Below are 17,233 nucleotides of genomic sequence, written 5' to 3'. Positions count from 1 at the left end.
GCTTACTTGCGCTTGTCCATTGCCACATATTCGCGGCGGGCGACACCGGTGTAGAGCTGGCGCGGACGGCCGATCTTCTGCTGCGGGTCCTCGATCATCTCGCTCCACTGGCTGATCCAGCCGACGGTGCGGGCGACCGCGAACAGCACGGTGAACATCGAGGTCGGGAAGCCCATCGCCTTCAACGTGATGCCCGAATAGAAGTCGACGTTCGGATAGAGCTTGCGGTCGATGAAGTACTGGTCGGAGAGCGCGATCTTTTCCAGCTCCAGCGCCACCTTCAGCATCGGGTCGTCGCCATGGCCGGTCTCGGCCAGCACGGCGTGACACATCTTCTGCATGATCTTGGCGCGCGGATCGTAGTTCTTGTAGACGCGGTGGCCAAAGCCCATCAGGCGGACTTCGCTGTTCTTGTCCTTCACCTTGGCGATGAATTCCGGGATGTTGTCGACCGAACCGATCTCGGCGAGCATCGCGAGCGCGGCTTCGTTGGCGCCGCCATGCGCCGGGCCCCACAGGCAGGCGATGCCGGCGGCGATACAGGCGAACGGGTTGGCGCCGGAGGAGCCGGCGATACGCACCGTCGAGGTCGAGGCGTTCTGCTCGTGGTCGGCGTGCAGGATGAAGATCTTGTCGAGCGCGTCAGCCAGCACCGGATTGATCTTGTAATCCTCGCAGGGCACCGCGAAGCACATGTGCAGGAAGTTCTCGGCAAAGGAGAGCGAGTTCTTCGGATACATGAAGGGCTGGCCGACGGTGTATTTGAAGGCCATCGCGGCCAGCGTCGGCACCTTCGCGATCATCCGCATCGAGGCGATCATGCGCTGCTTCGGATCGTTGATGTCGGTGCTGTCGTGATAGAACGCGGCCAGCGCGCCGACGGCGGCGACCATGATCGCCATCGGATGGGCGTCGCGGCGGAAACCCTGGAAGAAGCGGGCCATCTGCTCGTGAACCATGGTGTGATGGATCACGCGGTGGTCGAAGTCTTTCTTCTGCGCCGGGGTCGGAAGTTCTCCGTAAAGCAGCAGGTAGCAGGTTTCGAGGAAGTCGCCCTTTTCGGCGAGTTGCTCGATCGGGTAACCGCGGTATTCGAGAACGCCGGCGTCGCCGTCGATATAGGTGATCTTCGACTGGCAGCTGCCGGTGGAGGTGAAGCCGGGGTCGTAGGTGAACATCCCGGCCTGGGCGTAGAGCTTGGCGATGTCGATGACATCTGGCCCCACCGTGCCGCTGAGGATCGGGAAATCGTAGGTCTTGTTACCTACCGTGAGCGTTGCAGTCTTGTTGCTGGATTTTGCGTCCATCGTGAAGTCCCCGATGAAATCGTTGCGAAAACCGCGCCTGACCCTGGTGCCATTTTTGAGGCAGAAACAAGGGAGGCCGGCTTGTCTAGAAGGCGGCGCCAAATGGGTAGCTTATTGCCCTGTGCACTGCAAGATGGCCACGAACAGTACAAGGTAGGGGCTCCCTATAGCGTTTTCGAGCGAAGCGGATCCCGGTTCGCGTAAGGAAAACGCGTCAAAATATAAAAAGCTAGAGCCCGAGGGCTCTAGCTGCTTGCCTGATCGGCTAGCCGGGCCAGGCATTCGTCCCGCCCCAGCACCGCCAAAACATCGAAAATTCCGGGCGAAGTCGTGCGCCCGGTCAACGCCACCCGGAGCGGCTGGGCGACGGCGCCGAGCTTGAGGTTATTTTGCTCTGCGAAATTTCGCATGGCTGCTTCGGTGGTATCCGAGCGCCATTCGGTGACCGCCTCGAGCGCGGTTCGGAGCTTGCCGATCAGCGCGCGGGTTTCCGGCGTCAGCAGGGCAGCCGCCTTCGGTTCGACCTCGAGTGGCCGGTCGGCAAAGATGAAGTAGGCGCCCGATATCAGCTCGATCAGCGTCTTGGCGCGCTCCTTCAGGCTCGGCATCGCGCGCAGCAATTGTGCGCGTGTAGTGTCGTTGAGCTTCACCTTGAGGTCGGCGCCATCAGGCACGTAATCCAGCACGCTCTCGAACTGGGTCACGAGGGATTGATCGTCGCTGTTGCGGATGTAGTGGCCGTTGAGGTTCTCCAGCTTGGCGAAATCGAACCGCGCCGCGGACCGGCCGATCGCCGGCAGATCGAACGCATTGATCATCTCCTGTGTCGAGAAGATTTCCTGGTCGCCATGGCTCCAGCCGAGCCGCACCAGGTAATTGCGCAGCGCCGCCGGCAGGTATCCCATGGCGCGGTAGGCATCGACGCCGAGCGCGCCATGGCGCTTCGAGAGTTTTGAGCCGTCCGGCCCGTGGATCAGCGGGATGTGGGACATGTTCGGGATGTCCCAGCCGAGCGCATCGTAGATCTGCTTCTGGCGCGCGGCGTTGATCAGATGGTCGTCGCCGCGGATGACGTGGGTGACGCCCATGTCATGATCGTCGACCACGACAGCCAGCATGTAGGTCGGGTTGCCGTCGCCGCGCAGCAGCACGAGATCGTCGAGGTTCTCGTTCTGCCAGACCACGCGGCCCTGGACCTGGTCCTCGATCACGGTCTCGCCGGTCAGCTCGGCCTTCAGGCGGATGGTCGGTTTCATGCCGGCGGGCGCCTCGGCCGGATCGCGGTCCCGCCACAGCCCGTCATAGAGGCGGGTGCGGCCCTCGGCGCGCGCCTTCTCGCGCATCGCCGTCAGTTCCTCCGCGGTGGCGTAACAGCGGTAGGCCTTGCCTGCGGCCAGCAGTTGCTCGGCGACCTCGCGATGGCGGGCGGCACGGCTGAACTGGTAGATGACGTCGCCGTCCCAATCGAGCTCCAGCCACTTCAGTCCGTCGAGGATGGCGGCAATGGCGGGCTCGGTCGAGCGCTCGCGGTCGGTATCCTCGATCCGCAGCAGCATCTTGCCGCCGGTTTTCCTGGCGTAGAGCCAGTTGAACAGCGCGGTGCGGGCGCCCCCGATATGGAGGAAGCCGGTGGGTGAGGGGGCAAAGCGTGTGACGACGGAATCGGTCATTTACCAGGCGGGACGGAGGGATGAATTGGCGGTGGTGTATAGCAGGAACGGTGCATAACTAAAGTCTCCCCATGGGCAAAGTAGGCTTGGCTCACGGGGGCGAATTTGGCAGAAGGTTCGTTAATCCCTAACAGGAACTCGGAATGACCACAGAACCGGTAGCGGCAGAGGCGGGACGCGATTTCATCCGCGACATCGTGCAGGCCGATCTCTCCTCCAAGAAGCACAGCCGGATCGTGACCCGATTTCCGCCGGAGCCGAACGGCTACCTGCACATCGGCCATGCCAAGTCGATTGCCCTGAATTTCGGCATCGCGCAGGAGTTTGCCGGCAAGTGCCATCTGCGCTTCGACGACACCAACCCGACCAGGGAAGAGCAGGAATATATCGATTCCATCCAGGCCGACGTGCACTGGCTCGGCTATGACTGGGGAACCGATCTCTATTATGCTTCCGACTATTTCGAGCGCCTGTACGACTGGGCGGAGGGCCTGATCAAGGCCGGCCATGCCTATGTCGATGACCAGTCGCAGGAGGAAATCCGCATCAACCGCGGCACGCTGACGGACCCCGGCAAGAACTCGCCGTTCCGGGATCGCACGGTGGACGAGAACCTCGACCTCTTCAGGCGCATGAAGGCCGGCGAATTCCCGAACGGCACCCGCGTGCTGCGCGCGAAAATCGACATGGCCAGCGGTAACATCAACCTGCGCGATCCCGTGCTCTATCGCATCCTGCATGCCGAGCACCCGCGCACCGGCGCCAAATGGTCGATCTATCCGAGCTACGACTATGCCCACGGCCAGTCGGACGCGATCGAAGGCATCACGCATTCGATCTGCACGCTGGAATTCGAGGATCACCGGCCGCTCTATGAATGGCTGCTCGACAAGCTGCCGGTGCCGTCAAAGCCGCGCCAGTACGAATTCGCCCGGCTGAACCTGACCTACACGCTGCTGTCAAAACGCGTGCTGACGCAGCTCGTCCGTGACGGCCACGTTTCCGGCTGGGACGACCCGCGCATGCCGACCATTGCCGGGTTGAAGCGGCGCGGCGTGCCGCCGGCGGCGGTGCGCGAATTCGTCAAGCGCATCGGCGTGGCAAAAGCCAACAGCGTCGTCGATGTCGGCATGCTGGAGTTCTGCATTCGCGAGCACCTGAACAAATCAGCGCAGCGACGGATGGCCGTGTTGCGGCCGCTGAAGGTCGTGATCGAGAACTACCCGGAAGGCCAGGTCGAGGAGCTGGAGGCCGTCAACCATCCTGACGATCCTTCGTTGGGCACGCGAAAGATTTCGTTCGGCCGCGAGCTCTATATCGAGCGCGACGATTTCATGGAGAACCCGCCGAAAAAATTCTTCCGCCTGTCGCCGGGCAATGAGGTGCGGCTGCGCTACGCCTATTTCGTCAAGTGCACCGGCGTCATCAAGAATGACGCCGGCGAAGTTGTCGAACTGCGCTGCACCTACGATCCCGCGACCAAGGGCGGCAACGCGCCCGATGGCCGCAAGGTCAAGGCCACCATGCACTGGCTGTCCGCCGCGCAGTCGGTGCCGGCGGAAATCCGCGTCTATAATCAGCTGTTTGCAAACCCAAGCCCGAACGCCGCGAATTTCGCGGCCGACCTCAATCCGGAGTCGCTAGAAATATTGCCCGACGCGCGGATCGAGCCGTCAGTGGCCGCTGACAATTCCGGCGAGGTGATGCAGTTCGAGCGGCAGGGCTATTTCGTGCGGGACAAGGATTCAATGCCCGGCAAGCCCGTGTTCAACCGCACCATCGGCCTGCGCGACACGTTTGCGAAGGAAGTCGGCGGAAAGGGTTGAAGTCAACCGATGGCATCCTCTGGACGCAGCGCGACCGACGGCGTCGTCTCCGGCATCATGGGCCAATGGGCGACGGCCTTCAGCAAACTGGATGCCAAAGCGCTGGCCTCGCTTTATTCACGGAACGCGTTCTTCTTCGGTTCGAACCCGACCTTCTACCGCGGCAATGATGGCGTGGCCGCCTATTTCGAGGGGCTGCCGCGATGGCAGTCGCCATCAGTTCAATTCACCGATGTCAGGACCGCGCACGCGGCGGCCGACGAGATTAATGTCGCGGGCACGGCGACCTTTGCCGTCGAGAGGGATGCCGAGCCGCTAGTCGTGAAAATTACCTGGGTGATCGTCCGCGAGGACGGCGACTGGAAGATCGTCAGCCATCACGTCTCGTCTAAGACGCCGCTGATCGCGCAATAGGCCCGGTGGCGCCTAGCAACCCCGGCAAATGCTACGCAGCGATTTTGCGAGTACGGCATCTTCCTGCGTCATGGGCTCGTAGGGCTTTTGCTCTGCGGCCTGTCGGGCCTCGTCGGCCTTCTGCCGGGCGGCCCGCGCCGTTTCCTGGCGCTGGTAGCACGCCTCGCGCTCCAGCCTCGCTTCGATGAAGCGGCATTGCTCGGTCGCAGCCAGTGCGGGCGGAAAACCTGATATCGCCAGCGCGATCGAGATACCGGCCGCAAGCTTCATTGTGATCTCCGACCTTCTTCCGAATCCCGTGGTGCCTCAAGTGTAGCGCCAAGCGATGTGCATTTCTTCCGGTTTCTGCATCCGTTCCGCTAGCGGCCGCAGTACACCGTCCGGTAGTCTTGCGTTCTCCACGAGATCGTAAGGTGTAACCAGCGTGGCGGAGCAGGGCGACATTTCGGGCCGGAAGCGGGGCTATGCCGGGACATGGCCGCCGCGCGCCGCCGCCCCGGCCGGCGGCTTCGTGCCGTCGCGTCCCGCTCTCTGGCCGCCACTCATCGAAACCCTGCGCGCATGGGCGCGTGCGGAAGCGGGCGCCGGGCGGTTGCTGCCCTGGGTGCCCGTGGCGTTCGGCACCGGCATCGCTTTCTATTTTGCCGCCGATCATGAGCCGGTTTTGCCGGTGGCCGCCGTCGTGGCCGTCGCGCTATGCGCGGTGGCGGTTCTGTTACGGCGGCAAAAATTCTTTCCCATAGCCGTGATGATCGCGGCCGTCGCGGCGGGCTTTGCGATCGCGACCTGGAAGACGGCGCGGATTGCGCATGGTGTGCTGGCGCGGCCGATGTTTTCGGTATCGCTAACCGGCTTCGTCGAGACCCGCGACATCCGCGAGCGCACCGACCGTTTTGTGCTGCGCGTCGTCACCATGGAAAGCGCGCGTGGAGCGACCAGGCTGGAGCGCGTGCGGCTGTCGGTAAAGAAGGGCACGGCGCCCGCGGTCGGCAGTTTTGTCGAGCTGAAGGCGCGGCTGCTGCCGCCGCTTTCGCCGGTGCGGCCGGGTAGCTACGATTTCAGCCGCGACATGTTTTTCGCCGGCATCGGCGCCTCCGGATTCGTGATGGGCGCGATCAAGGCCGCGGAGCCCCCGGAAGGCGGAGGGCTTCGCCTGCGCTATTCCGCGGTCATGCAAGGCTTGCGCGATGCGATCGATGCGCGGATCAGGACCACGCTGGAAGGCGACAAGCGCGCGATTGCCACCGCGCTGTTGACGGGGCGTCGCGACGCGATCTCTCAACCGGTGAACGACGCGATGTTCATCTCGGGTCTCGGCCATGTACTCTCGATCTCCGGCTATCACATGGCCGTCGTCGCCGGCGTCGTGTTCTTTGCGGTGCGGGCGCTGCTGGCGCTGTTTCCCGCGCTCACGGTCGGCTACGCCATCAAGAAATGGTCGGCGGTGGCGGCGTTCGCGGCCGCCGCGTTCTATCTGCTGCTGTCCGGGGCGGAAGTGGCGACGCAGCGCTCGTTCTTCATGACGGCCGTGGTGCTGATCGCGGTCATGGTCGATCGCCGGGCGATCACGTTTCGCACGCTCGCGGTCGCGGCCCTGATCGTGCTGGCGGTCGCGCCGGAAGCGCTGGTGCATCCGAGTTTTCAGATGTCGTTCGCCGCCACGCTCGGCCTGGTGGCGCTGGTGCAGATCGGCATGCCGTGCCTGTTCGCGACGGCAGATCATACCGCAACCGCGCGAGCTGCGCTGTGGGGTGGCCGCGAGGTCACAATGCTGCTGCTGGCATCGCTGGTCGCGGGGCTTGCGACCATGCCGTACGCGGCCTTTCACTTCCACCGGGTCACGCCCTATGGCGTGCTGGCCAATCTCGCGGCGATGCCGGTGGTGTCAGCGGTCGTGATGCCGGCGGGCCTGCTCGGTCTCGTCGCGATGCCGTTCGGCTTCGATCGCCTGTTCTGGGCGATCATGGGCGTCGGCATCGACTGGATGATTTCCGTAACCCAATGGGTCGCGGCGTTGCCTGGCGCGGTCGGCCGGGTGCCGGCGTTCGGCATCGGCCCGCTGATTGTGGCCAGTCTCGGCATCATCCTGCTCGGCCTGTTGCGAACGCCGCTGCGCTGGTCGGGCGCCGTGCTGGTGCTGGTAGCGGCGCTGTGGGCGGCGAGGGTGCCGCAGCCGGACATCCTCATCTCCGCCGACGGCCGCCATGTCGGCGTCCGCGGGCAGGATGGCCTGCTGCATCTGATGCATGCGGCCAAAGGCTCCCGCGATGTCTTCCTGCTGAAGGAGTGGCTGGCGGCGGATGCGGACGCGCGAACGGCGGCTGACGCGTCGCTCACCGCAGGCGTCTCATGCGACGACCTTGGCTGCGTGATGCAAACCGGCGGCGGCCTGATCGCGCAGGCGCACAAGCCCGAGGCGCTGGCGGACGATTGCGAGCGTGCGGCGCTCATTGTGACCATGCGGCAGGCGCCCGCTTCATGCACGGCTTCCGTCATAAATGCCGAACGGCTGCGGCGGCAGGGCGCGATGGCGTTGCGGCAAGGCCGTGAGGGATTTGTCGTCGAGGCGGCAAAACCGAGGGGCATCGACCGCCCGTGGTCGCCGGCCATCGCCGACGAGAGCGAGGCAGACACCACCGTGCTTGCGCCGCGAGTGGTGCCGCCGCGCGCCGTCGACGCCACCCCCGCCGAGGCCGACCTTCAGGCGGAGGAGTAGGCGAAACATAGCGTTTTCGAGCGAAGTGGAAGCCGGTTCGCGTAAAGAAAACGCGTCAAGACAAAAAACTAGTGCTCGTCGAGCGAGGGACTTGAGGGGTGGGCCGGTATTTCGAAAGCGCCGAGGTGGAATTCCTCGGGCGCGTCGGGGGTCGACGGCAGGTTGACCAGCGTGAACGACGCCTCGGGGAATTGCCGCCAGATCGCGAGATCTTCGGCCGTGATGGTGAGCCAGCCGTACCGGAACATGTACCGTCCGGGTTCCGTGACGCGACCGGCTCTTTGCCATGTGACTTTGTTGACCACCGACCGCCCCTCGGTGCCGAGTTTCTCACAAAACCATATCAGCATGATCCGCCGGCATAAACCGGCGGATCAAGCGCGTCGTCTAACCGGTCACGATGGATTCGGCCGGTGGCGCTTCCGTCACCTTCGCCGCACGTTCGCCCTCGGTCACAGGCAATTGCAGCACGGTCGCGCGCTGGCCTTCGCAAAGCTGCGTCACCAGCACATGGCTTCCGTCGGGAAATTCGATCGCGTCATGGTGGCGATCGGACACTTCGGGCTCGATCTGGTTGAACTTGGCGACCCGCCAGTCGGTGGTTCGCGTCCAGATCCACCGGTTGTCGTATCGGACGTCCTGGGCGAACGCCAGTTCGGTGCCGGGAAGCATGCAGACCGCCACTGCCGGCTCGCGTTCCGACGCAAAGCCGCGGGTCGATGTACCGCGGAATGTCGTGGTGATCAGCGTCTCGCCGACCTGGGCAGGCCGCGTCTTCACCGCATGCAGGCTATAGTCACACATCGGATGGCTCCCTCGTTTGAGATAGCGGACCCGTGTCTGGAAGGAGGCACCGGCCTCTATCAGAGCTGACTTGGCGCACAGCGTTTTCTTGCTTCTGGGCAATTCTGCGACTGGCGCACTACGTCTAAATCACAAACGCGCTAACGCGGCTTGGTTCCAGGCGCGCACAAAAAACCCTCGCCGAAGGCCGGGGCGTCGCAGTCGTGTCCGCAAAGCCAGCCGGTCAGTATTTGCGGTAAAGCCCGATCAATTTGCCCTGAATCCGGACCCGGTTCGGCGGCAGGATGCGGACTTCGTAGGCAGCATTGGCGGGCTCCAGCGCGATCGAGGCGCCGCGGCGGCGGAAGCGCTTTAGCGTGGCTTCCTCCTCGTCGATCAGCGCCACCACGATGTCGCCGGTGTCGGCGGTCTCATTGCGCTGGATCAGCGCCATGTCGCCGTCGAGAATGCCGGCGTCGATCATGGAATCGCCGCGCACTTCGAGCGCGTAGTGCTCGCCGGAGCCGAGCATGTCAGGCGGCACGCTGATGGTGTGGCTGCGGGTCTGCAGCGCCTCGATCGGCGTACCGGCGGCGATCCGGCCCATCACGGGGACGGCGACCGGGCGATTGCCATCGTCCTCGGTAGTCGGCGCGCTCACCGTGCGCTTGCCGAGCGTGCCTTCGATGACGCTCGGCGTGAAGCCGCGGCGGCCGTTGCCGGCGGCTGCCAGCTCCGGCAGCTTGATGACTTCGATGGCGCGGGCGCGGTTGGGCAGGCGGCGGATGAAGCCGCGCTCTTCCAGCGCCGTAATCAGGCGGTGGATTCCGGATTTCGAGCGCAGGTCGAGCGCATCCTTCATCTCGTCGAAGGAGGGCGGTACGCCGGCCTCTTTCAGCCGTTCATTAATGAAACGCAGAAGTTCGTACTGTTTGCGCGTAAGCATCGCGAGCATTCCCCCGGTTGGCACAAATCTTTCGGTCCCGAATCTCTGGGGTCCATCACGAGAGTCCCCAAAACTCCCAGTCATAGACACTAGCAGTCGAAACAAATCATGAACGGACACTATATGTTCGATATGTGTTCCGCAACCACTTAATTTCAGGTGAACGCGTCGCGGCTTCGGCCCAAGACCACCTTTACAGGCACGCTCAGGACGTCATTCCGGCAGCCGGAGCAGCTCGCAAGGCGAACCCTTTGCGGCAGCCGGCGCGAACGGCGGACGTATCACAAGTGCCCGTGCCGCAGCGAGATTCCCGAGCAGCGATGAATCCTGGAGATTCACCGGCACCGCGATCAGCGTGCCGTCCTCGCGCGCTTCGAGGCGTGCGCGAAGATAGTCTTCGCGCTGGTCGTTGGCGGCGAGATCGCGCCCCAACAGGGCGCTTTCGCGCCGGTGATGGATTGTGTCGCGGCCCGACAGCGCACGAATCAACGGGACCAGAAACAGGAAACCGCAGACATAGGAAGAGACGGGATTGCCGGGCAGGCCGATCACGCGCATCGTGCCGAGCCTGCCATGCATCATCGGCTTGCCGGGCCGCATGGCTATGCGCCAGAACGCCATGGTCGTGCCCTCGGCCTCCAGCGACTGTTTGACGAGGTCGTGGTCGCCGACCGAGGCGCCGCCCATGGTGATCAGGATATCCGCGTCCGCCTCGCGCGCACGGCGGATGCCTTGCGTGGTGGCGGGGACCGTGTCGGCGGCGATTCCGAGATCGACGACCTCGGCGCCCTCGGCGCGCGCCAGCGCCCGCAAGCCGTAGCCGTTGGAATAGACGATCTGGCCAGGGCCGGGGATCTCGCCCGGCATCACCAACTCGTCGCCGGTGCCGAGGACCGCGACTTTCGGGCGGCGGTGCACCGCAAGCTCCGGATAGTTCATGCCGGCGGCGAGCGACAGATCGCGGTCGGCGAGGCGGCGTCCGCGATTGAGCAAAACATCGCCCTCGCGGAAATCGACGCCGGCGGGCCGGATATGCCGCCCCGCAACGGCGGCTTCCGTGATGGTGATCTGATCGCCGTCGACGCCGGTATCCTCCTGGATGATGACGGCGTCGGCGCCATCAGGGATCACGCCGCCGGTGAAGATCCGCACCGCTTCGCCTCGGCCTACCTTCCGCTCGAACGGGCGGCCGGCGGCGACCTCGCCGATCACCTTCAGCCGCACCGAGAGATCGGGGGAATCCGCCGCGCGCACCGCGTAGCCGTCCATCGCCGACATCGCCTGCGGCGGCTGCGTCCGCCGTGCCGCGACGTCGCGCGCCAGCACGCGATGAAAGGCATCGTCGAGCGCGATCATTTCCTCGGGCAGGGGGACCGCGCCGGCAAGGATCGCAGCAAGCGCATCGGCGACAGGCATCAAGGCCACGGGCAGACCTCCAGGAGCATGATCCGGAAAGGTGGACACCGGTTTTCCGAATAGATTATGCTCAAATCAAAGGGATAGAGCGGGATGACGGTTCGAAGCAACGTCATCGCGCTCTAAACTTCAAGTGCGGTCAGTGCCCTTGCCACGTCATCCGTCGATGTCACGTGGATGGCACAAAGGCCGCGCGCCCGCGCACCTTCGATATTGGCGGCCGAGTCGTCGAAGAACAGGATCCGCGACGCCGGCACGCCGATCGCCTTTACCACATGATCATAGGCCTCCGCGTCGGGTTTGCGCAAACCGATGCTCGAGGACAGGAATATCTGGCGGAAATGGCTGAGTACGTCGGCATAGGCCTGCGAGAAATGCGCGACATGGGCCGGATTGGTGTTGGAAAACGCATAGAGCGGCATGCGTTTGGCGGCGCTTGCCAGCAGCGGCGCAATACCGGGCATCTCGCCGGTGAAGATCGCGTTCCAGCCTTCCAGGAACTGCGCGTCGGTGAGGCCGATGTCGAGGGACTGGCGCAGGCCCGCAAAGAACGCCGCGTCGTCGATACGGCCGGTCTCGTGATGCTTGAAACTGTCGTTGACGACAAAGCGCCCGGCGAGGTCGGCAGGCTCGCAGCCCGCGTGCCCTGCCCAGTTCACCATCACGGAATCGAAACTGATATCGAGCACGACACGGCCGAGGTCGAACAGCAACACGTCGACGGAGGAGGGGGGCGGCACTTTCATGGCAATCGTTTACAAAACTGGTCAGGCATGGGCAACGGGCTGGACCGATTTCGGCCCGATCCAGCGCTTAAGCCGGTGTCCGAGCTGTGCTATAGCGGTTTGGGGCGAAGTGGATGTCGGCTCGCGTGAAGAAAGCGCGTCAAAAATAGCGCCTTGGTTTGAAATAGGGAGTGGCGGCATGAAAATCCTGGGCAGAATCTTGGGCGCAACATTTGTGATCGCCTCACTCGCCGGTCCGGCTTGGGCCCAAGGCGGGCCCGCCAGATACGGTGAGCCCGACAAGCCCAAGACGCCTGCGGAAATCGCGGCCGAGAAGGACGCCGAGCGGGCCTACCGGAGGTCGCTCGGCAACATACCGGAACAACAGAAGACGGACCCCTGGGGAACGGTGCGCAGCGACAGTGCGCCGCCGAAAGCGGCGGCCAAGGCGCCGCCAGCCAAGCCGAAGGCCAAATCCGCCGAGGGCGCCGCAAAGTAATAATTAAGAAGGCACTTCCCGGCGCAGTGCCGGGATAATGATGCCCGATGCGAGGAAATGACATGACGGAAAGGCTGCTGTTTTCCCCGATGACGATCCGCGGCGTGACGCTGAAAAATCGCATCGTGGTGCCGCCGATGCATCAATATTCGGCGGTGAAGGGTTTTCCGACCGACTGGCACCTGATGAATGCCGGCAAGTTCGCCGCCGGCGGCGCCGGCCTCGTGGTCGTGGAATCGACCAAGGTCGAGCGGCGCGGCTGCGGCACAGTCGGCGATCTCGGCATCTGGGATGATGCCTTCGTCGAACCGCTCGGCCGCCTTGTCAAATTCATCAGGCAGCAGAATTCAGTCGCCGGCATTCAGCTCGGCCATTCCGGCCGCAAGGCGCGCGTGACGCGACCGTGGGAGGGCGACCGCCCGCTGCAGCGGACATCAGACATCGAGGACTGGGACGCGTGGCAGCCGGTGGCGCCGAGTGCGATCGCCCATAGCGAGAAATGGCCGGTGCCGCAGGCGCTGGCGCGGGGCGAGGTGAAAGACCTGGTGCAGGCCTGGGGCAACGCGGCGCGGCGCGCGCATGAAGCTGATTTCGACGTGCTGGAGTTGCACGGCGCGCACGGCTATCTCGTGCATCAGTTCCTGTCGGAGCGGTCCAACGCGCGCAGCGACGAATATGGCGGCTCCGAAGCCAATCGCATGCGCTTCATCACCGAAATCACCGAGGCGGTGCGCGCGCATTGGCCGGACCACAAGCCGCTGTTCGTCCGCCTCTCGGTCGAGGACAATGCCGGATGGGGACCAGAGCAGAGCGCGCGGCTGGCAAAAATCCTGAAAGCCAAGGGCGTCGACATCATCGATTGTTCGTCCGGCGGCATCACCGAGATGGCGCCGATCCTGGGCAAGGAAATCAAATACAGCTATCAGGTGCCGCTGTCGGAATATGTGAAGCGCCATGCCGACATCATGACGATGGCGGTGGGCCTCATCATCCATGGCGACCAGGCTGAGCAGATCCTGCGCGACGGCCAGGCCGATTTGATCGCGGTGGGGCGCGAAATCCTCAACAACCCCAATTGGCCGATGGACGCCGCACTCAAGCTCGGCGTGGAAGGCCCGTTCCGCAACGTTCCGCCGCAATTCGGCTACTGGCTGGGCACCCGCGCCAAGCGTGGTTTTGGAACCCGGCCCTCCACCTGGCAAAACGGGCTGCAGGAAGCCGAATAGCTTCGAATCCGTAGCCCGCATGAGCGCAAGCAATATGCGGTATTGGGGAACGAAGCGAGCCCCGGATATCGCTTCCGCCTGCGCTCTGCCACGGCGGACAAGCCGCTCATCCGGGCTGCCGGGCTGGCCGGAAGCCGATCAAAAGCCGTAATGGGCCGGGTCGGCGTGCCTTGATCCGACCAAAAAGCCATTGTGAGTTGGCGGTGCCGGGACAGGGGCGCCGATTCATCGCGGGCGTCCGCACAAAGAACAAGGGACGCCCCACCATGCGCAGGAATTTTGCCTTTCTTCTCGGCACGGTGACGGGCGCGTGTCTGGCCGTTGCCGTGACGGGACCGCAGGGCGCGAATCTGGTGGCGGCGGCAAAGGCCGCGGCCCGTTCCGACGCCTACACCCAGCTCAATCTGTTCGGCAGCGTGTTCGAGCGGATCAAGACCAGCTACGTCGAGAGGCCCGACGATTCCAAGCTGATGGAAGGCGCCATCAACGGCATGATCTCCGCGCTCGATCCTCATTCGCGCTACATGAATGAGAAGGGCTGGAGCGACATGCAGGAGACCACCCATGGCGAGTTCGGCGGACTCGGCATCGAGGTCACGATGGAAGACGGCCTCGTCAAGGTGGTGACGCCGATCGACGATACGCCCGCGGCCAAGGCCGGCATGCTGTCGGGCGACGTGATCACCCAGATCGACGACGAGGCCATTCAGGGCATGACCCTCGAACAGGCGGTGAGCCGGATGAAGGGCCCCGCCAACAGCAAGATCCGGCTGAAGGTCGTGCGCAAGGGTGTCGCCGCACCGATCGATGTCGCCATCATGCGCGAGATCATCCGGGTGCGGCCGGTCCGCTACCACACCGACGGCGGCGATATCGGCTATATCAGGATCACCCGCTTCAACGAGCAGACCACCGACGGCCTGAAAAAGGCCATCGCCAGCATTTCGAAGGAGATCCCGGCCGACAAGCTCGCGGGCTATGTCGTCGACCTCCGCAACAATCCCGGCGGATTGCTCGACCAGGCGGTGTCCGTGTCGAGCGCCTTCATGTCGCGGGGCGAGGTGGTCTCGACGCGTGGCCGCACCGCGGAGGAAACCCAGCGCTTCACCGCGCGCGGCGGCGACATCACCAAGGGCAAGCCGCTGGTCGTGCTGATCAACGGTGGCTCGGCTTCCGCGTCCGAGATCGTGGCGGGCGCCTTGCGTGACCACAAGCGCGCCACCCTGATCGGGACGCGTACCTTCGGCAAGGGCTCGGTGCAGACCATCATTCCGCTCGGCGCCGGCAACGGCGCGCTGGCGCTGACAACGGCGCGCTACTTCACGCCGTCGGGCCGCTCGATCCAGGCCCAGGGCATCGCGCCTGACATGGAAGTGCTGCAGGACGTGCCGGATGAACTGAAGAACCGTGCCGAACTGAAGGGCGAAGCCTCGATGCGCGGCCACCTCGCCGCCGACGGCGCCGAGCAGGCCGGCTCGCAAGCCTGGGTTCCGCCGAACGAGAAGGACGACAAGGCGCTGAACGCGGCGTTCAATCTGCTGCGCGGTGTGACGGTGAATGCGAATGCGCCGACGATGGCGAAGCGGGCGGTGCCGAACTGAACTCTCGCGCCGGCCGCGAAAGGGATTGCGCTCTTGTAGCCCGGATTGAGCTGCGCTCCATCCGGGCTACCGCTCTTCGCAATGACGGAACCCAGATGCCGTTCAACGGCACATCGCGAGGTCCAGACACAAAATCGCGAAAACAACCCCATGCAAAGTAGAATGGGTGTCCTTTTTTGAAACTCCGCCTCTGACCCAACCGTAGCTCGCGCGCGAGATCCTTCACCAGGCCGGTTCCCGCTCCCTGCGCGTTTGAACGGAGTAGTCATGTTGCGAAAATGGACATTGCTGACCCTGATCCTGTCCCTCGATTCGAGTGGAACCCTGCAAGCAAATCCGCTCGATTCACCCGGCGTCGTTTATATCGATGGGCTGCCGTGCAACCGCGCGTGCCAGTCCTACATGGCCTGGTCCTATCGGGCATTGTCTGCCCGGCACCACCAGGAACGCGAGACCAGCGTCGCGGTGCCGGATGAGGCGGAAATACAACGGGTTGAACCGGTAGCCCGTCCGCTTGTGACACGGCATGCCGTGCCGGCTTCGCGCACTGCGCCGCACGCCGGCAAGGCGGCGTCGAATGTCCGACTGCCGAACACCAAGGTGTCGAACAGCAAAAAGATCGCGGCCCCCAATTCCGCACCTCAAGGGCCGGCCAAGGATATTCCGGCAGCCACGGCGGCGGTGACTCCGGAAAAGGCCGCAGAAGAGACCGTCGCAGGAATTCAAAAGCCGGAGCGCAAAGTAGAGGGTTCCGACAGGCCGGAGCCGACGCAGGGGGCCGCCATTGTCGCGTCGCAGCCCGCGGAGGCCCCCAAATCCGGGATCAAGTCCGAGGTCACCCTGCCGCCGCCTGCTACGCTCGAGATTGCCGCGGCACCAGCTGCGTCCGAGAGCGCCGCGTTGCCTGCCACGGCAGGCGCTGCTCCCGCTTCTGCACCCCGCACAATTCAGCAGCAGGTCGTGGAAGCGACGGCAATGGCCGATCTCGTCACAGCCATCGGGACGGGACGGGAAGCGGCCGACAAACCGGACAACCCGGCAACTGGGCCCGGTGAGGCCGGCGATACCGCCAAGCCAGCGTCCGCATCGCCAGACAACCGGGACAATCTGGTGGCGCTTGTCCTGGCGCGTCCGGAGATCAATTCGCTGTCCGACCTGAACAACAGGAACATCGCGATCGAGGAGAAGCAGTCCGCAGCGAGCGGAAGCGTCAGCGCCGCGCTGATGGCGGCGGGCGCCGCGGAAGTGCAGTTCAGCGAAGCAAAAGCCGGCGCGATCGAGCGGCTGATCAGCGGCGAAGTCCCGGCCGCGGTCCTGACGCTGGCGTCGCGCGAAGCCGCCGACTGGTTTCCCGACATCAAAGGCTTCAGGACGTTTCGGATTCCGCTCGCGCTGAAGGCGCGACTCTAGCAAGCGGAGCCCGTTAATTACGGCGACAGTGCGCTAAAATTCGCAGGCGATGTTACAAGGGGCGTGACGGCAATTGAGTAGTCACCGTAATTCCGTCATTCATCAAGCTATCGTGAGAGCCCCGGAAGCGCGCCGCGGATATGATTGGTAAGATTGATTAGCGCAGCGACGAAGGCAACGAATTGCATGTATGAGGTGTCAAATGTCTGCACCCTGCAAGTTCGAGCTAAGTATCCTAAATCACGATGAGAAAGCGCTCGTACAGACCTCTCATCACCCCGAAATTGGCGACGCGGATCGCGCGGCACTTGAAAACCTGAAATCATCGCTCAGAAAACTGCGGGACAGGGAGCGTACGCTCGCCTTCGGCCGGCGTCGGATCAGCAAAGGCACCGCCGAACCGCGCGGCCAAAGCGTTTCGGGGACCGCAGAGCATTCTCTCCATCGTAAGCAGGTTTTCGCGGCCGCCCTGAAGCGGGTCAACAAGGAGCTCGCACGTCTCCAGAAATTTGAAGCGAGGAAGGAACTGGGAGAAGCTGCCCGGCGAGCGCTGTCGCTTCGTAGAGCACAGCAATTCTCCCGCCCGACAAATGAGCCAACCTCCCATGAAGGCATGAAGGCGATTCCTAATCGCCGACGAAGTGTCAAACTCCCGCGGTCAACAATTGGACGGGTGTCACAAGCGAACAAGAGA

Annotated in this window: 15 protein-coding genes; 7 read left to right on the top strand and 8 right to left on the bottom strand. The window is 63.9% G+C overall.

Translation table 11 applies throughout. The features are described 5' to 3' along the window. Window positions 1-2: 2 nt before the first annotated feature. Together gltA and gltX are read right to left on the bottom strand one after the other, a co-directional pair. On the bottom strand, window positions 3-1,307 hold the full coding sequence (gene gltA, locus V1283_RS18750; protein WP_334387929.1) for a citrate synthase: 1,305 nt from the start codon (window positions 1,305-1,307) through the stop codon (window positions 3-5). Window positions 1,308-1,552: 245 nt separating this feature from the next. Further along, window positions 1,553-2,977, bottom strand: a complete 1,425-nt coding sequence (gltX, locus tag V1283_RS18745; protein WP_334387928.1) for a glutamate--tRNA ligase — start codon at window positions 2,975-2,977, stop codon at window positions 1,553-1,555. A 143-nt stretch (window positions 2,978-3,120) separates the two neighbouring features. Here gltX and V1283_RS18740 point away from each other — a divergent pair, with 143 nt between their 5' ends. Next, window positions 3,121-4,803 carry a glutamine--tRNA ligase/YqeY domain fusion protein gene (locus V1283_RS18740; RefSeq protein ID WP_334387927.1) on the top strand — a complete coding sequence of 561 codons (1,683 nt, stop codon included), beginning with the start codon at window positions 3,121-3,123 and terminating at the stop codon, window positions 4,801-4,803. 9 nt (window positions 4,804-4,812) lie between these two features. Continuing rightward, on the top strand, window positions 4,813-5,217 hold the full coding sequence (locus V1283_RS18735) for a nuclear transport factor 2 family protein (RefSeq protein ID WP_334387926.1): 405 nt from the start codon (window positions 4,813-4,815) through the stop codon (window positions 5,215-5,217). Between the two features lie 12 nt (window positions 5,218-5,229). On the opposite strand, the gene V1283_RS18730 is transcribed toward V1283_RS18735, so the two are convergent. Next, a complete protein-coding gene (locus tag V1283_RS18730; protein ID WP_334387925.1) occupies window positions 5,230-5,487 on the bottom strand; it encodes a hypothetical protein in 258 nt (85 codons plus the stop codon). A gap of 154 nt (window positions 5,488-5,641) precedes the next feature. On the opposite strand from V1283_RS18730, the gene V1283_RS18725 reads away from it, so the two are divergent. Beyond that, entirely contained in the window at window positions 5,642-7,933 is a 2,292-nt protein-coding gene (locus tag V1283_RS18725; RefSeq protein ID WP_334387924.1) for a ComEC/Rec2 family competence protein, read from the top strand. Between the two features lie 68 nt (window positions 7,934-8,001). On the opposite strand, the gene V1283_RS18720 is transcribed toward V1283_RS18725, so the two are convergent. From V1283_RS18720 to V1283_RS18700, 5 genes are all read right to left on the bottom strand, one after another. Then, entirely contained in the window at window positions 8,002-8,283 is a 282-nt protein-coding gene (locus tag V1283_RS18720) for a hypothetical protein (RefSeq protein WP_334387923.1), read from the bottom strand. 37 nt (window positions 8,284-8,320) lie between these two features. Beyond that, window positions 8,321-8,737: a hypothetical protein gene (locus tag V1283_RS18715; RefSeq protein WP_334387922.1), complete on the bottom strand. Its 417-nt coding sequence runs from the start codon at window positions 8,735-8,737 to the stop codon at window positions 8,321-8,323. 223 nt (window positions 8,738-8,960) lie between these two features. Next, window positions 8,961-9,662, bottom strand: a complete 702-nt coding sequence (gene lexA, locus V1283_RS18710; RefSeq protein WP_334387921.1) for a transcriptional repressor LexA — start codon at window positions 9,660-9,662, stop codon at window positions 8,961-8,963. Window positions 9,663-9,875: 213 nt separating this feature from the next. Next, window positions 9,876-11,087, bottom strand: coding sequence for a molybdopterin molybdotransferase MoeA (locus V1283_RS18705; protein WP_334387920.1), 1,212 nt, complete (start codon window positions 11,085-11,087; stop codon window positions 9,876-9,878). A 113-nt stretch (window positions 11,088-11,200) separates the two neighbouring features. Continuing rightward, on the bottom strand, window positions 11,201-11,824 hold the full coding sequence (locus V1283_RS18700) for an HAD-IA family hydrolase (RefSeq protein WP_334387919.1): 624 nt from the start codon (window positions 11,822-11,824) through the stop codon (window positions 11,201-11,203). 178 nt (window positions 11,825-12,002) lie between these two features. Between V1283_RS18700 and V1283_RS18695 the strand changes: the two genes are divergently transcribed. From V1283_RS18695 to V1283_RS18680, 4 genes are all read left to right on the top strand, one after another. Further along, window positions 12,003-12,302, top strand: coding sequence for a hypothetical protein (locus V1283_RS18695; RefSeq protein ID WP_334387918.1), 300 nt, complete (start codon window positions 12,003-12,005; stop codon window positions 12,300-12,302). A 62-nt stretch (window positions 12,303-12,364) separates the two neighbouring features. Next, the gene (locus tag V1283_RS18690; RefSeq protein ID WP_334387917.1) at window positions 12,365-13,528 is read left to right on the top strand and encodes an NADH:flavin oxidoreductase/NADH oxidase; all 1,164 of its coding nucleotides are present in this window, start codon (window positions 12,365-12,367) and stop codon (window positions 13,526-13,528) included. Between the two features lie 266 nt (window positions 13,529-13,794). Beyond that, window positions 13,795-15,129, top strand: coding sequence for a S41 family peptidase (locus V1283_RS18685; protein ID WP_334387915.1), 1,335 nt, complete (start codon window positions 13,795-13,797; stop codon window positions 15,127-15,129). A gap of 267 nt (window positions 15,130-15,396) precedes the next feature. After that, complete coding sequence (locus V1283_RS18680; protein ID WP_334387914.1) at window positions 15,397-16,539, top strand: hypothetical protein; 1,143 nt, start codon at window positions 15,397-15,399, stop codon at window positions 16,537-16,539. The last annotated feature ends 694 nt before the right edge of the window (window positions 16,540-17,233 follow it).

The sequence above is a fragment of the Bradyrhizobium sp. AZCC 2262 genome, from assembly GCF_036924535.1.
GTDB lineage: Bacteria > Pseudomonadota > Alphaproteobacteria > Rhizobiales > Xanthobacteraceae > Bradyrhizobium.
Note: the sequence above shows the minus strand (reverse complement) of the source record. Positions and strands in the feature narration are given on the sequence as shown.

Bases quoted from the DNA above. Each gene is read 5' to 3' on its own strand.
- V1283_RS18730 (WP_334387925.1), bottom strand. From the start codon at position 5,487: ATGAAGCTTGCGGCCGGTATCTCGATCGCGCTGGCGATATCAGGTTTT.
- V1283_RS18680 (WP_334387914.1), top strand. From the start codon at position 15,397: ATGTTGCGAAAATGGACATTGCTGACCCTGATCCTGTCCCTCGATTCG.
- V1283_RS18720 (WP_334387923.1), bottom strand. From the start codon at position 8,283: ATGCTGATATGGTTTTGTGAGAAACTCGGCACCGAGGGGCGGTCGGTG.
- V1283_RS18700 (WP_334387919.1), bottom strand. From the start codon at position 11,824: ATGAAAGTGCCGCCCCCCTCCTCCGTCGACGTGTTGCTGTTCGACCTC.
- V1283_RS18695 (WP_334387918.1), top strand. From the start codon at position 12,003: ATGAAAATCCTGGGCAGAATCTTGGGCGCAACATTTGTGATCGCCTCA.
- gltA (WP_334387929.1), bottom strand. From the start codon at position 1,307: ATGGACGCAAAATCCAGCAACAAGACTGCAACGCTCACGGTAGGTAAC.
- lexA (WP_334387921.1), bottom strand. From the start codon at position 9,662: ATGCTTACGCGCAAACAGTACGAACTTCTGCGTTTCATTAATGAACGG.
- V1283_RS18685 (WP_334387915.1), top strand. From the start codon at position 13,795: ATGCGCAGGAATTTTGCCTTTCTTCTCGGCACGGTGACGGGCGCGTGT.
- V1283_RS18690 (WP_334387917.1), top strand. From the start codon at position 12,365: ATGACGGAAAGGCTGCTGTTTTCCCCGATGACGATCCGCGGCGTGACG.
- V1283_RS18740 (WP_334387927.1), top strand. From the start codon at position 3,121: ATGACCACAGAACCGGTAGCGGCAGAGGCGGGACGCGATTTCATCCGC.
- V1283_RS18715 (WP_334387922.1), bottom strand. From the start codon at position 8,737: ATGTGTGACTATAGCCTGCATGCGGTGAAGACGCGGCCTGCCCAGGTC.
- gltX (WP_334387928.1), bottom strand. From the start codon at position 2,977: ATGACCGATTCCGTCGTCACACGCTTTGCCCCCTCACCCACCGGCTTC.
- V1283_RS18735 (WP_334387926.1), top strand. From the start codon at position 4,813: ATGGCATCCTCTGGACGCAGCGCGACCGACGGCGTCGTCTCCGGCATC.